Origin of the sequence: Rhizobium mongolense USDA 1844, assembly GCF_000419765.1 — a bacterium.
Taxonomy (GTDB): domain Bacteria; phylum Pseudomonadota; class Alphaproteobacteria; order Rhizobiales; family Rhizobiaceae; genus Rhizobium; species Rhizobium mongolense.
In genome coordinates this window covers 100,993-115,648 of record NZ_ATTQ01000002.1, presented here as the reverse complement: position 1 = coordinate 115,648, position 14,656 = coordinate 100,993, and the positions used below count along the sequence as shown (strand labels likewise).

Annotated in this window: 13 protein-coding genes; 6 read left to right on the top strand and 7 right to left on the bottom strand. The window is 58.1% G+C overall.

Annotated elements, in window-relative coordinates; all coding sequences use genetic code 11:
• The first annotated feature begins 855 nt into the window (after positions 1 to 855).
• From A3C3_RS0103640 to dnaJ, 3 genes are all read left to right on the top strand, one after another.
• A complete protein-coding gene (locus A3C3_RS0103640) occupies positions 856 to 3,141 on the top strand; it encodes a transglycosylase domain-containing protein (RefSeq protein WP_022713258.1) in 2,286 nt (761 codons plus the stop codon).
• 279 nt (positions 3,142 to 3,420) lie between these two features.
• On the top strand, positions 3,421 to 5,331 hold the full coding sequence (gene dnaK / locus A3C3_RS0103635; RefSeq protein ID WP_028739374.1) for a molecular chaperone DnaK: 1,911 nt from the start codon (positions 3,421 to 3,423) through the stop codon (positions 5,329 to 5,331).
• 78 nt (positions 5,332 to 5,409) lie between these two features.
• Positions 5,410 to 6,552, top strand: a complete 1,143-nt coding sequence (gene dnaJ / locus A3C3_RS0103630; protein ID WP_022713256.1) for a molecular chaperone DnaJ — start codon at positions 5,410 to 5,412, stop codon at positions 6,550 to 6,552.
• Positions 6,553 to 6,939: 387 nt separating this feature from the next.
• On the opposite strand, the gene A3C3_RS0103620 is transcribed toward dnaJ, so the two are convergent.
• The 3 genes from A3C3_RS0103620 to A3C3_RS0103610 form a co-directional block, all read right to left on the bottom strand.
• Positions 6,940 to 8,487: a DHA2 family efflux MFS transporter permease subunit gene (locus tag A3C3_RS0103620; protein ID WP_022713254.1), complete on the bottom strand. Its 1,548-nt coding sequence runs from the start codon at positions 8,485 to 8,487 to the stop codon at positions 6,940 to 6,942.
• Between the two features lie 229 nt (positions 8,488 to 8,716).
• Complete coding sequence (locus tag A3C3_RS0103615) at positions 8,717 to 9,058, bottom strand: DUF2147 domain-containing protein (protein WP_022713253.1); 342 nt, start codon at positions 9,056 to 9,058, stop codon at positions 8,717 to 8,719.
• A complete protein-coding gene (locus tag A3C3_RS0103610) occupies positions 9,055 to 9,285 on the bottom strand; it encodes a hypothetical protein (protein WP_022713252.1) in 231 nt (76 codons plus the stop codon). The genes A3C3_RS0103615 and A3C3_RS0103610 overlap by 4 nt, the downstream gene beginning before the upstream one ends.
• Positions 9,286 to 9,662: 377 nt before the next feature.
• Between A3C3_RS0103610 and A3C3_RS0103605 the strand changes: the two genes are divergently transcribed.
• On the top strand, positions 9,663 to 9,869 hold the full coding sequence (locus A3C3_RS0103605) for a hypothetical protein (RefSeq protein WP_028739373.1): 207 nt from the start codon (positions 9,663 to 9,665) through the stop codon (positions 9,867 to 9,869).
• Between the two features lie 78 nt (positions 9,870 to 9,947).
• Here A3C3_RS0103605 and A3C3_RS0103600 read toward each other — a convergent pair whose 3' ends face one another.
• Together A3C3_RS0103600 and A3C3_RS0103595 are read right to left on the bottom strand one after the other, a co-directional pair.
• Positions 9,948 to 10,304 (bottom strand): helix-turn-helix domain-containing protein, encoded by a 357-nt coding sequence (locus A3C3_RS0103600; RefSeq protein ID WP_022713250.1) that lies wholly within the window; start codon positions 10,302 to 10,304, stop codon positions 9,948 to 9,950.
• Positions 10,305 to 10,407: 103 nt separating this feature from the next.
• Complete coding sequence (locus tag A3C3_RS0103595; protein ID WP_033419593.1) at positions 10,408 to 11,451, bottom strand: SagB/ThcOx family dehydrogenase; 1,044 nt, start codon at positions 11,449 to 11,451, stop codon at positions 10,408 to 10,410.
• A gap of 402 nt (positions 11,452 to 11,853) precedes the next feature.
• On the opposite strand from A3C3_RS0103595, the gene A3C3_RS0103585 reads away from it, so the two are divergent.
• The gene (locus A3C3_RS0103585; RefSeq protein ID WP_022713247.1) at positions 11,854 to 12,072 is read left to right on the top strand and encodes a hypothetical protein; all 219 of its coding nucleotides are present in this window, start codon (positions 11,854 to 11,856) and stop codon (positions 12,070 to 12,072) included.
• Here A3C3_RS0103585 and A3C3_RS0103580 read toward each other — a convergent pair.
• Positions 12,069 to 12,872, bottom strand: a complete 804-nt coding sequence (locus A3C3_RS0103580; RefSeq protein WP_022713246.1) for a helix-turn-helix domain-containing protein — start codon at positions 12,870 to 12,872, stop codon at positions 12,069 to 12,071. The two genes, A3C3_RS0103585 and A3C3_RS0103580, sit on opposite strands and share 4 nt — an antisense overlap.
• 486 nt (positions 12,873 to 13,358) lie before the next feature.
• On the opposite strand from A3C3_RS0103580, the gene A3C3_RS0103575 reads away from it, so the two are divergent.
• Positions 13,359 to 14,147 carry a YdcF family protein gene (locus A3C3_RS0103575; RefSeq protein WP_022713245.1) on the top strand — a complete coding sequence of 263 codons (789 nt, stop codon included), beginning with the start codon at positions 13,359 to 13,361 and terminating at the stop codon, positions 14,145 to 14,147.
• A 4-nt stretch (positions 14,148 to 14,151) separates the two neighbouring features.
• On the opposite strand, the gene A3C3_RS0103570 is transcribed toward A3C3_RS0103575, so the two are convergent.
• Positions 14,152 to 14,619, bottom strand: a complete 468-nt coding sequence (locus A3C3_RS0103570; RefSeq protein WP_022713244.1) for a hypothetical protein — start codon at positions 14,617 to 14,619, stop codon at positions 14,152 to 14,154.
• Between the last annotated feature and the right edge of the window lie 37 nt (positions 14,620 to 14,656).

Genomic DNA, 14,656 nt, shown 5'->3' with positions numbered 1-14,656 from the left:
AAGTGGCGACAACGACCGCCGGAACGTCGAGCGTGGAGACGATGACGGCAATAATCGCGTCCGCGGCGACGACAATCGTAACCGCCGAGGTGGTGAGAATGACCGCCGGAACTTCGAACGTGGAGGCGATGACGGCAATAGTCGCGTTCGTGGCGACGACAATCGTAACCGCGGCGGTGGTGACAATGACCGCCGCAGGCAGCAGCGAGGCGCCTGCCAACCGGGCGATCCGGGTTGCCGGAACTAACGTGGCCCAGGGGCGGCAGAGATGCCGCCCTTTCTTTTGCGATAGGCTGCATAGAAAAAGCCCGACGCTCCAAGACGGAGGCGCCGGGCCTGATTTCGATCGGCCGTGTTGAGGGGAGACGACCGATCCGTAACGGGACTTGAGGGCTGTCCCGCTTTAAAGGAAACTGGCGGGACAGCTAAAGGTTCCACATTACCAAACAGAAGCTTTTCGATCAGAGCCTGCTACGAGTTCACGCATCGCTGCAAACGGACCGTGCAGCATTTTCAGGCGGCTTTCCTCCATCTTGCTCAGCCGATGCTGCCGGGCAAACTCGTGGATGCTCCAGATCTCGCGAAGACAGGTCTCGTCTATTCTCTTTAGGTCAATGCTCATATTAAATGCCTAGCTACTATGCTTTTTGCTTTTTTCTTCGGCGTAAGGTGGCGCGATATATGTCAGTTTCGTGACAACCGCAACGAATGGCAGCCATGCGCAAACGGCAGGGCTGACGCGCCGTCGAGACCGCTTGCCGGCAGTCTTAACCACCCCTTAAATCGCCGTATTTAAAGTCCACCCGGAGGATTGCGCAAAGAGCGCTTGCGACATTTGGGTGCGGCCGGTTCACGATGGCAGGTAGGGGCAGATCACGCGATAGAATCGAACCGTCCTTCAGCGGCCGTAGCCGCTTTGAAGAGGACGACGATTTCTCGCTGGATGACGACGATCGTATCGCGGGCCGACGCGGAACCAAACGTTCTTCCTCGGACGCAACACGACCCCGCGCACCCGACAGGAAAAGGCGCAGCAGACGCGAGCCGCCGGAACGCCAGGATGGCGGTCTCTTCAGCTTCATCCGCCGCGTGGTCTACTGGTGCATCGTTCTTGGTATCTGGGCCGGCATCGGCGCAGCTGGGCTGGTTTTCTACTACGGCTCGCGCATGCCGAGCGCCAGCACCTGGGCGATCCCTGACCGGCCGCCGAACGTCAAGATCACATCTGTCGATGGCAGCGTGATTGCCAATCGCGGCGCCACCGGCGGCGAGGCGCTATCGCTCGATCAGATGTCGCCCTACATCCCTGAAGCGATCATCGCGATAGAAGACAAGCGCTTCTACTCGCATTTCGGCGTCGACCCGATGGGGCTTGCCCGCGCCGTCGTCAACAACCTGACGGGCCAACCGATTCAGGGTGGCTCCACCTTGACGCAGCAGCTCGCGAAGAACCTGTTCCTGTCGCCGGATCGCACTCTGGAGCGCAAGGTGCAGGAAGTGCTGCTCTCATTCTGGCTAGAGCAGAAATATACGAAGGATCAGATCCTTGCGATGTATCTGAACCGCGTCTTCTACGGCTCGAATGCATACGGCGTCGAGGCGGCCGCCCGCCGCTATTTCAACAAGTCCGCGCGTGACGTGAACCTCGGGGAAGCGGCTTTGCTCGCCGGTCTCGTCAAGGCGCCGTCGCGCCTCTCTCCGGCCCGTGATCCAGACGCCGCAAACGCCCGTGCCCAGGTCGTACTGCAGGCCATGCGCGACCAGGGCTATATCACCGACAACGAGGTGAAGACGGCGATGACGCAGACGCCGTCCAAGGCGAAGAGCTACTGGTCGGGCGCCGGTCAATATGTGGCCGACATGGTTATGGACGGGCTACCCGGGCTGGTCGGCGAGGTGAAAGAGGACCTCATCGTCGATACGACGATCGACAAGGGGCTGGAAAAGAAGGCTGAGCAGTCGCTCAACGACATTCTCGGCAAGGACGGCGCAAAGCTGGATGCGTCCCAGGCCGCCCTCGTCTCGATCGACGGGACTGGCGCGATCCGGGCGCTTGTCGGCGGCAGGGATTATGCCGAAAGCCAGTTCAACCGCGCGGTCAAGGCAAAGCGCCAGCCGGGCTCCTCTTTCAAACCTTTTGTTTATGCCGCCGCACTCGAAAAGGGTCTGACGCCCTATTCCGTCTTCAACGACGCACCAATTCGCATCGGCAACTGGACGCCTGAAAATTACGAAAAGAAATACAATGGCGAGGTGACACTTGCGACCGCGCTTGCGAAGTCGTTGAATACCGTCGCCGCCCAGCTCGTCATGTATGACGGGCCGGAGCAGGTGATCAAGCTTGCGCACCGACTCGGCATCGAGACCGAGCTGCAGCCGAATGCCTCGATCGCGCTTGGCACGTCTGAAGTGTCGCTCACGGAGCTCACCGCTTCCTACGCCGCCTTCATGAACGGCGGCTATAAGGCAACCCCGCATGTGATCCGCCGGGTGACGACCGCCGAGGGCAAGGTTCTCTATGAGAACACCTATGACAACCCGCCGCGCGTTGTTTCTGAAACGGTCGCCGCCAACATGAATGCCATGATGATGGGCACGATCGAGACCGGCACGGGCAAAAGCGCCAAAATTCCTGGCTGGCAGGCGGCCGGCAAGACGGGCACGACCCAGAATTCGCGCGATGCGCTCTTCGTCGGTTTCACCAGCAATCTGACAACCGGCGTCTGGTTCGGCAATGACGACGGCACGCCGATGAGGAAGGTTACCGGCGGCGGCCTGCCTGCGAAGGCATGGCAGGAATTCATGATTGCCGCGCACAAGGGTCTTTCTCCAGCTCCGCTTTTCGGAAACGGCCAGTTCATTGCGGACCCGAATGGGTTCGGCAATCAACCGATGGCGCAGGCTGAACCGCAGCCGATGCAGGAGCAACCGACAACGATCGGCGGCATCATTTCCGGCGTTTTCGGAGGTGGAAGCAGCACGGAGGCGCAAACATCGTTTCCACCGGCACCCGGCCAGCAGCAACAGGCCGTGGCGCTCCCTGGCGGACCGATTCCACCGGGAGATGTCGGCAGCCCTGCGGCCACCTCTTCCGTCCAGCCGCGCCGCACCACGCTGCTTGACCTGATCATGGGCCAGTGAGCGCAGCCGCCTCATGCTCGGTGCAAGCCGGCTTTGGTAAGTCCGCGGAGACGCGAAGCAAGGCGGACTTTTTTCGCCCACCGTAGAAAGTGAATGCAACACGTTCGTTTTGCTGGATTTCGGGCTCATTCTCGCCTTGCAGTCAAGAAAACCGCTCCTTATATACGCCGCATCACCGCAATCACGATTGCGTTAATTCCGAAGACCCACATCCCGTAAGGGGCTGTCAGGGAAATGCCTTCTCGGGGTTCCGACAGCTTGCTTCAAGGAGTAAATGACATGGCAAAAGTAATTGGTATCGACCTCGGAACGACAAATTCCTGCGTCGCTGTCATGGACGGCAAGGACGCGAAGGTCATTGAGAACGCGGAAGGCGCACGCACGACTCCTTCCATGGTAGCATTTACCGACGACGGCGAACGCCTTGTCGGCCAGCCGGCAAAACGCCAGGCCGTCACCAATCCGACGAATACGCTCTTTGCTGTCAAGCGCCTGATCGGCCGCCGTTACGAAGATCCGACCGTCGAGAAGGACAAGGGTCTTGTGCCTTTCAGTATTTCGAAGGGCGACAATGGCGATGCCTGGGTCGAAGCCAATGGCAAGGGCTATTCGCCCGCGCAGGTCTCCGCAATGATCCTTCAGAAGATGAAGGAAACGGCTGAATCCTACCTCGGTGAAAAGGTCGAGAAGGCCGTCATCACGGTTCCGGCATACTTTAACGACGCGCAGCGCCAGGCAACCAAGGATGCTGGCAAGATCGCGGGTCTTGAGGTTCTGCGTATCATCAACGAGCCGACCGCAGCGGCCCTCGCTTACGGGCTTGACAAGAAGGAAGGCAAGACGATTGCCGTCTACGACCTTGGCGGCGGTACCTTCGATATTTCGATCCTCGAAATCGGTGACGGCGTCTTCGAAGTGAAGTCCACCAACGGCGACACCTTCCTCGGCGGTGAAGATTTCGACATGCGTCTCGTCGAATACCTCGTTGCAGAGTTCAAGAAGGACAACGGCATCGACCTCAAGAACGACAAGCTCGCACTGCAGCGCCTGAAGGAAGCTGCCGAAAAGGCCAAGATCGAGCTCTCGTCCTCGCAGCAGACCGAAATCAACCTGCCCTTCATCACGGCTGACGCTTCTGGCCCGAAGCACCTCACGCTGAAGCTGACGCGCGCCAAGCTTGAAAGCCTGGTCGATGACCTCGTGCAGCGCACGATCGCGCCGTGCAAGGCAGCCCTCAAGGATGCCGGCGTCACCCCGGCTGAGATCGATGAAGTCGTTCTCGTCGGTGGTATGAGCCGCATGCCGAAGGTTCAGGAAGTCGTCAAGCAGTTGTTCGGCAAGGAGCCGCACAAGGGCGTCAATCCGGATGAAGTCGTTGCGCTCGGCGCTGCCATCCAGGCCGGCGTTCTGCAGGGCGACGTCAAGGATGTGCTGCTGCTCGACGTGACCCCGCTATCGCTGGGCATCGAAACCCTGGGTGGCGTCTTCACCCGTCTGATCGAGCGCAACACGACGATCCCGACCAAGAAGTCGCAGACTTTCTCGACTGCCGATGACAACCAGCAGGCCGTCACCATCCGCGTTTCGCAGGGCGAGCGCGAAATGGCTGCCGACAACAAGCTGCTCGGCCAGTTCGACCTCGTCGGCCTGCCGCCGGCGCCGCGCGGCGTTCCGCAGATTGAAGTTACCTTCGATATCGACGCGAACGGCATCGTGCAGGTTTCGGCCAAGGACAAGGGTACCGGCAAGGAACAGCAGATCCGCATCCAGGCTTCCGGCGGCCTTTCGGACGCCGACATCGAAAAGATGGTCAAGGATGCAGAATCGCATGCCGCGGAAGACAAGAAGCGCCGCGAAACCGTAGAGGCCAAGAACCAGGCAGAAAGCCTGGTTCACTCCACGGAAAAATCGCTGAAGGATTACGGTGACAAGGTTTCCGAGGCCGACCGCACCGCGATCTCCGATGCGATTGCGGCTCTGAAGTCTGCAGCCGAGGCGACCGACCCGGATGCCGAGGACATCAAGGCGAAGACGCAGACCCTCATGGAAGTGTCCATGAAGCTCGGTCAGGCGATCTACGAAGCCCAGCAGGCGGAAGCCGGTACGGCAGATGCTTCGGCAGGTGATGACAATGTCGTTGATGCCGACTACGAAGAAGTCAAGGACGACGACCGCAAGAAGTCCGCATAATTCGCGGCGAAGCGGTTATGCTAAACACTGCAATCCGGCTGCCCGAGGGCAGCCGGAAATCCATTTCCGGGGTTTAAATTGGCAAAAGCGGACTTTTACGAAACTCTGGGCGTCGCCAAAACGGCGGATGAAAAAGAGCTGAAAAGCGCCTTCCGCAAACTGGCAATGAAATATCATCCGGACAAGAACCCGGACGATAAGAACGCCGAAATCAAATTCAAGGAAATCAACGAGGCCTATGAAACGCTGAAGGACCCGCAGAAGCGTGCGGCCTACGACCGTTATGGTCACGCAGCCTTCGAGCATGGCGGCATGGGTGCGGGCGGCTTCGGCGGCGGTGCAGGCTTCGCCGGTGGTGGCGGCTTCTCCGACATCTTCGAAGACATATTCGGCGAGATGATGGGTGGTGGCCGGGGACGGCAGCGCTCATCCGGCGGACGCGAGCGTGGTGCCGACCTTCGCTACAATATGGAAATTTCGCTGGAAGAGGCGTTCTCCGGCAAGACGGCGCAGATTCGTGTTCCAACCTCGATCACCTGCGATATGTGCTCGGGTTCCGGCGCCAAGCCCGGCACGCAACCGAAAACCTGCGGCACCTGTCAGGGCTCCGGCCGCGTTCGCGCGGCCCAGGGCTTTTTCTCGATCGAACGAACCTGCCCGACCTGTCATGGCCGCGGCCAGACCATTCCCGATCCATGCCCGAAGTGCCATGGCCAGGGCCGCGTAACGGAAGAGCGTTCGCTCTCGGTCAATATTCCGGCTGGTATCGAAGATGGCACGCGCATCCGCTTGCAGGGCGAAGGCGAGGCCGGCATGCGCGGCGGACCGGCGGGCGATCTCTATATCTTCCTGTCGGTGAAGCCGCACGAATTCTATCAGCGCGATGGAGCCGACCTCTATTGCGCCGTTCCGATCTCGATGACGACGGCAGCGCTCGGCGGCACTTTCGATGTGGCGACGCTCGACGGCACGAAGTCGCGCGTCACCGTTCCGGAAGGCACGCAGGCCGGCAAGCAGTTCCGCCTCAAGGGAAAGGGCATGCCGGTGCTGCGTTCCAGCCAGACGGGCGATCTCTACATCCAGATCCAGATCGAGACGCCACAAAAGCTCTCGAAGCGGCAGCGCGAACTGCTCCAGGAATTCGAGCAGCTTTCTTCGAAGGAGAACAATCCGGAATCGACGGGCTTCTTTGCGCGCATGAAGGAATTCTTCGAGGGATAAGGACTGGCGTGCAAACATAGCGCAGGTTGAAAGCCGGGGTTTCCATCCCGGCTTTTTTCATGCCCTGGACGGCGTCGCCCAGACATGGTCGCTCATGTTAGCCGAGGAAACGCTCCTTCCGATGCCAGTTCAGGGCATCCATGCTGAGGTGCAGTCTTGGTTGGGTAGGCAGACGTAGCGGCTGACCCTCAGGTCGTAATAGTGCCTTCCGTTCTGGAAGAACTCCTTCAGGCGCCCGCTTACGACAAAGCGGAAATCAGAATCGGCGGGTGCGTTTCCGCGATCGAAAACCTTGTGGATCTCCGCACGGAGCAGAAGCTCATTGCTGATCGGGTGCTCACCGCCGGCTCCATGGCCCTGATGTGCGCGCATCACGCGGGACCGCGGTCAGGACTGCGTCGGCAAAACAGGCTTTGCAAAAGGGAGGCATATGACAGCGCATGCCGTGATGATTGCGACCATCATCCACGCTTCGTTGAGCGCTTGGACGGTTGCCCCTGTCTGGACAAGGGGGTTCAATATTGCTGTCGCGTCCGCATCAAAAGCGCCGGTGTGACCGGCAACGATCTGGGCCGATGAGCCGATGAACTCGGCAGCCTCCAAATCCCCTGCCTGCAAGCGATCCCAGAGCTTTTGTCCAAGCGGCTCCGAGCGCGTATATAGGACGGTATCGATGAGCGCGATCCCAATTGCGCCGCCAAGGTTTCGCATCAAATTGAACAGTCCACTTGCATCTGGAACACGCTCGGGCGGCAGCGTGCCGAGCGCCAGACGGGTCGGCGGCAGGAGGCAAAACATGATGGAGACGCCTCTTATGATCTGTGGCCAGAACATTGCGTCATAATCTGAGCGAGGGTCTTGTGAAGCACTCATGCCGATGCCGATTGCAAAGAGCGCGAAGCCGGCGGCGGACAGCAGGCGGGGGTCCATTCGCTTCTCGAGCGCAACAGCAATTGGCGCTGTGCATAATTGCGCGATGCCGGTTACGAGCATTGTCATACCGATTTCGAATGCGTTATGTCCTCTGACAAAGGCCAGAAACACAGGCATCAGATAGACAGAACCGAATAGACCGAAGCCGAGGATGAAGCTTAGCGTCGAGCCCACCATAAAGTTTCGATCTTGGAAATTATGAAGCTCTACCAACGGCCGGGCTCGATGCAGCGATCGCCATATGAATGCCAATGCTGATAGGGCTGAGACGGCGAACAGACCACTGTCATAGACTGACATCCAGCCGCTCGTGGGCGCTTCCTTCAATCCAAGCTCCAGTGTAATCAGAGCGACGGCCATTGTGGCCAATCCCACCGCGTCAAGCCCGCGAAGTTCCCAGACGTCGACGCGCTCTTGAGGGAGCGATCGCATTGCAATAAGAGCCGCAAGAATTCCAGGAATGATATTGATCAAAAAAAGCCAATGCCAGGAGTAGGTCTCTGTCAGCCAGCCGCCGACAATCGGCCCGACGGTCGGAGCGAGGACGGCAAGAACGCCGGCAATGGTCGTGGCAAGGGCTTGGCGCTCGTTTGGAAACAGAATGAACACCGCCGAGAAGACAGAGGGTATTAGCGTTCCGCCTGAGAAGCCCTGCAGAACCCGCCAGGCGACGAGTTCGCTGAAGCCGCTGCTGATCGCACACCCCGCGGACGCGATCACGAAAAGTACCAGCGACGTCACGAACAGCCATCGCATGGTGAGAAAACGCGTCAGGAACCCGGTTAACGGGATGGCGACTACCTCGGCAATCAGATAGACGGTCTGAATCCAGCTCATCTGCTCGGGATCGATGTCGAGAGCAGACTGGATCGTTGGCAACGACGTCGCCACAACTTGCACATCCAAGATCGCCATAAACATGCCGATGCACATGGCGAAGAAACCGATCCAGATGAGGGTCTGGCGGCGATCGGTAAGTTCAGACGCAAGCCGGTTCGGCATGGGACAATCCTGCAAGTGCGGCATTCTCGGCCTTGAGGCGAATGGTCACAATGATTGCATTGGCGATGGAACACAGAAGTGCGTAAAGTGGCAAAACCGAGTGGGAGTGCCGCGATCTCGCCCATCACGACAACATAGTTCGGGTGGCGAAAGAACGATACGGGCCATTGGATCGTCCCGTCCAGCGCCACAATGATGCTCAGACAACAAAACGGATGATGGGGCTATCTCAGTTCAGGCGGGTCCAAATCTGGGTCCTGCACAATACGCTCGTCGCGCAGCCCCGGAGTTTCAGGCTGTTTCCTGATACAGTGAGCCTGCCGCTATAGGTTGTCTTGGTCCGCGGATCTGTGAGCCGGCCGGTGTATGTATCGGCCCTGCCTGAAAAGAAGCCGATCTGCTGTCCCGCATAACGCCCGCTCTTCGCCACAATGCAAAAATTCGCTCCGCAATGGTCGATCGCCGATGTCTCACCGGTTTCCGTCTTCCAGGTTCCCACGACTGTATCGGCACCACTCGCGACGCTGGCTATCAATATGAAGATTGTTACGAACACAGACCTGCTCGTCATCTGGAAACTCCCATTGCGATGTCTGCCTGATATGTAACGGCAGTAGCGCCATCGAGTTCCTCGGACTTCTGATAGGCGGCTGCGCGCGATCTTCTGCGCTGATATCTTTTGAGATGGACTATGACTGGCGGGCTCCCGGATTTCGGGTCACCGGTCTCAATCATCGCAAGGACGAGATCATTAAGATCGTCGCTGCCCGCGCGCAGGCTCATCATGTCGCCGGTCATCGACGGTTCCTTCGAAACAGGTTGGTGTCAGCAACCCGATCCAACGGGGGAACATCGATGGCCACCGCTACGCCGCTTGCTCGCTACGGCGCTGTCGAGGGCGCGCTCCCGAGCGGCCTCGCTACCGTCCAGCCACACCACTTGTCGGGACGCGACCCCGGATGGACCGCCGCCCGGCACATGGCGCGCATGTCTCAAAACCACACGAATCGAGAACCGCTCCGTAGTGCCGGCCAATTCTGTTCCAATTTGAAACAGAGAAAAGCGGCAATACGTCCTGCGTTAACGCAGGCTGCGGATGCCGCTTGCAACCTGCTGAAATGGCATCACTACTACCCTCATAATTCTGGGGAACAAACCAAATGAAGGTCACTTCCATGACGGCAGCAGCCTCCTTGTCCTTTCAGCCGGATGACGTCGACGTCCTTGCCGGCGCGCTTTACGCTTGGTGTGCCGAGCGCAACATCAAGCTTCGCAGCCAGCAGGGCCTTTCGATCGCCAGCATTGCGATCGACCTTTATCATGCCGGGCATCACACGCAGGACGACTTGCTTGTCGCGCTGCACGAGCGCGAACTTCATTAGAATCCCGAAAAAAAGAAACCCGCCTGCGGCGGGCATAGTACCGGGATACTCTTTTGTTATGGCGCCGCAATCGGAGCGTCAGGCAGCCTTTTCCGCGCTCATCAGCGTCAGAATGGTCTTGACCGCTTCTTTGCCCGCCGGCGAGTGAAGCCTGTCATAATTGACAGCCAGTTCATAAGCCTCGGGGCTTAGCGCCACTTTCGACGGGAATTGCGACGTTTCCGCGCCCTCAAAGAGGGCGGAGATCTCAACGCCAAGAAAGACCGCGATCTGGTGCAACTTGCTGGCGGAGACGCGGTTGGTGCCTTTTTCGTATTTCTGAATTTGCTGGAACGTCAAACCAAGAGCTTCCCCCAGCTCGAGTTGCGAGACACGGCGGCGGGCGCGGAGTTGTCTGACGTTGCGACCGACGAGGATATCTACGGGATCCGGCACCTAGCATTCCCTCATTTATTAACGAATTCCTAACGATACTATGCCGGTTCTTGAGCAGAACTCAACCCGATAGTTGCAAAATTCAACCGACTTTTTTTGGACTTTACGCTACGTCAGGGTAACCGAGCGTCAGTGCGTAGATCGGCGCATGAGCAGGATTGCGCAGACCAACCAATTCGCCGATCCGCGTATGGCTTAAGGCCGCGGTGGGGCAAGCCGTCATGCCGTGCGCCGTGGCCGAAAGCATGATGTTTTGCCCGATGTGCCCGGCCTCGATCAATACCACGCGGTAGGCGTTGGCATCGCTGTATTTCCACATGCTGCGGTCCATATGGGCAACGAGCACGATCATGCAGGGCATGGTATCCGCCCATTCCTGGCCGCCCACGAGATCGGCGAGAGGAGGCGAAGCGTCCGATATCTTTGCCAGCGAATGCTCGAAGGCCGAATAGTGATAGATTCCTGGCGCCAGCCCATCGACCGCCTTCACAAAAACATAGGCTTCATAAGGGTTGCGTGCGCCGCCGGACGGTGTCATCGACAGCGGCAGCGTCACCACGGAATTTCGTGCAGTGCCGGTAATCCCAAGGCCCGCGAAAAGCGCTTCGGAGAGCGCGTGCAATGACACGGCCTTCGTAAGACCGTGGCGTTGAGTCCGCCGCCTCGCCATCAGCTCCAGCAAGGAATTTCCGGAGGGTTCGGCGGATAGCGAAATGACATCGCCTTGCCCCGAATTGAGGCTGTAGAGCTCGATCTCGCCATCGCTTGCGAGCGCAGCGCGCTGCAGATCTTCGGCCTCATTAAGGGACATGTAATCGGGGTCCTGAACGCAAAAATGCATCAGGGCGGCGGGCACGCCCCACTTCCAATGCTGGCGGAAAGCGTCTTCCCGCATCTCAAGTTCAGATCCTTCGACGACGAGTGCGGACATCTCGACGAGCGCCGCAAGCGTTTCATCGAGTTCGTCCTCACTATGGCCGGGCGCTTGATCGCGGATCGCGGCGCGATCACTCCACTCGGCAACAGCGCGCAAAAAATCCAGAAGGTCCGGGCTGCACTCGAAGACAGCCTTGGTGAGGAAATTACAGGCTACGAACTCGGCACCATCATTATGGAAGACGAGTGTGCGGGAGGAACGATAGCGCATCGCAGAAAAATGCCCGCCGCAACGCATTCGCCCGGCAGGCATCTCATCGCTTAATCGATGCGGAACATCATGCCGCGGCTGACAAACGTCGGCTTGGCCTTGGCTGCAGTCACCTTAAGGTTCGGCTTGCTCTTCTTCTGCATGCTCCATCTCCTCGGTTCGAAAGCAATCGGTGTTGATCGCAGCCCGAACAATGAGGCGCCAATCGAAAATATTCGATTAATTCGCAAATATTAGTTTGATACATCACAGTGGCGTATTGCTTCAGTTTAAGTCAAAAATCGATAATTTCTGAATTAAAATCGTTATTTTTGTGTTTATACAGAAATATCTAGCCGAAAAACGTGAATTATGCCAATCATAATGTGAGAATGAACTCGACTAGACGCCGGAGAAAGCACGATGACTCATAAAAAGACTGCACAAGCCGAACAAACGCTGATTTTGAATGATGGGGTCGGTGACTATACGATCGACATGCTGAACACGCTGATCGCGCAGAGCCGCAGCGCCCGGCAGCCAATGCTGACCTACCTCTTGTCTATGGCGCTGATCGAGGCGCACCGCGTCAACGTCGATCACGCGCCCGCGACCCATGAAGCCGGGCTGTCGCTCAACTAACCGAGATCGCGTGTGACCGAAGAGATGAAATCGGCACGTTGCTGGGTAATCATGTCCCGTACGATCCGCGGAACGGCCTCATCGGCCGTTCGGTAGACTTTCGCGACGCGCAGCGCCGTTCTGAGGTTTATCCTCGTGCTCAGCGGCACCATCACAACGGCGCTGAAGGACGGTCCAGCGGGCGTAAAAATCATGGCGTGCCCTCCAAGCAGCTTCTCGGAAAATGGCAGCCACCGAAGGCGCATGAGCGTCGGCTCTTGTGTACCAATCTGATTGGCCGCGACGAAGGAAAGGCAATTGAGCCGCTCGACGACAATGCCTTTGTGATCGCCGGTGAAGCGGGACCAATATTCGCCCTTCTTGATCGCGCGATTGGTAAGACGCCGGAAAGTCGTGGCGCTTCCCTGCTTGGCAATTACAACAACGGCACAAAGTAGGCTCTCCGGCGTACCAGGGATCGTCATGTAGGCATGATAAATGCCGGGTGCGATACCCGCGGAAGGATCGGCAAAGAGGAGCGGTTCCAGTGCATCCCGCGCAGCAGACAAGATGCGTTGCGCTGATGGACGGCCGTGGTCCAAATCGACCGCAACCGGCCGCTGGTACATCTCTTCCTCGGTCACACCGAGATATTCGCAAATCTTCTTTACAGAGGCCCGGCCGGGTGCGCGCCGTGCCTGAAGATAGGATTCGATCTGCGAACGGCCGATCTGCATACCGCGCGCGGCAGCGCTGATGCTGCCTGCCTTGGCAAGGCAGAGGCGCCGCAGATTTTCGGCGAAATTCTCAAGTGCAGACATGTCCGCGATGGCTTCCAGGAGATGATTCGGCCTCAAACTAGCGGCTCGAAAGACGGAACACAAACGGGCCGCGAGACAAATCCGGGGATGATCCGGTTGAGCCTGATCTGCGCGGCGGCGATACACACTGCCGGCAGCCCGTGTGATCTGCCGGTATTTTTTCGTTATAATTCAACGATAAATGAAGCGATGCGCCGGACAGCCGGCATGACCAGCGACAGCACCGGAAAAGCGACACCCTAAGAAAGCAGCCATTGGACACACAGCCAAAGCAAGCGGGCCAATGCTTTGCGTGGCGACGATAACGATGGCGGAGACGACGCGTGTCATCGCGTTGATTGACGTAAACGCTTACCGAGCTTTGCTTGAAGCAACGGCATTCCTGTGCTCGAAAGCCCACAAGCTTCCGATCGTGCCATGCGCGTCCGTCATTCCCGTCACAATCGAATCGGATAAGATGCCGCTGATTTTGACATGGGGGTATCATTGTTTCTGTTCTCGAAGTTAGTCTGGGTCGTCGGCCAGCCGCTATCGCTGGTGTTCTTCCTAATTCTCTTCGCATTCCTTGCCGTCGTTCTCCGCTTCAGAAGGCTCGCCGTGTTTTTCTCGGCGCTCGGCACACTGCTGCTCTTCGTCATCCTTTTCACCACAACAGGCAATTACCTCCTCCAGGATCTGGAGTTGCGCTTTCCAAAGCCGGGCCGTGATCCGGATAATTTGCAATGCATGATCGTTCTCGGCGGCGCATTTGAAAATGAAGTGAATACGACCAGCCACGGAATTGAGTTCAATGCGGGCGCGGATCGTTTTATCGAGGCGCTGCGGCTGGCGCAGCAATATCCGCAATCGCGTATTCTGATTTCCGGCGGGGATGGCTCGATTTCTGGAAAATATGAAGGCGATGCGGCCGCCTCGTCGCGCTTCTTTCCGCTTTTCGGGATTGCGCGTGAACGGCTTGTCGAAGACAGAACATCCCGCACGACCTTCGAAAATGCGCTTCATACCAAGGAATTGCTGGCAAGCCAGGGACTTTCGAACTGCCTGATGATCACATCAGGCTATCACATGCCGCGTTCGGTCGGCATTTTCCGCAAGCAAGGCATCGATGTCGTGCCGTGGCCGACGGATTACCGGACGGATGGTCATGTTGCGCTGGGCATCGACTTCACCCAGCCGAGCCTCAATGCCCAGAACATGGCGACCGCCGTGCGCGAATGGTACGGTCTCGTTGGCTATTACTTTGCTGGTCGAACGTCCGAGCTCTATCCAGGCTGAACCACTATTTCTTTGAAATGGTGACAAACTTCGTGCCGCGAACGCGCGCCGTTACGATACAGGGACCACCGTCGGTGCGATCGCAGAAGCGTGGATGCATCTTCATGGCCAGCACCATATTGCCGAAGCGCTTGATGAAATCGTAGCCGTAAATCTGCGCCGTCGCGATCATGAAATAGCCGCCCTCGGCCACCTGCAGGTAGAAATTATAGGTGCAGCCATCGTCGTTGCACTGCGGCCCCTTCTTTCCGTCGCAGGTCAATTCGCCCTCATTGACCACGGCGTCGATAAGGCCGTCATTGTTGATGTCCTGGCGCGTGATGTAAGCGTCCGAAAATTCGGCCTTCGTACATTGCTCGGTGAAATGCTTCTTCTCGTAGATTTCCGGATCCGAGATCAGCGATTGCTGCGCAGAGGCCGACTGGGAAACAAGGAGGGCTACGAAGTTCAGGACGATGAGAAGCGCTTTCACGGCTTTCCTCTTTTGTCGGATGGACACTGACAGGCGT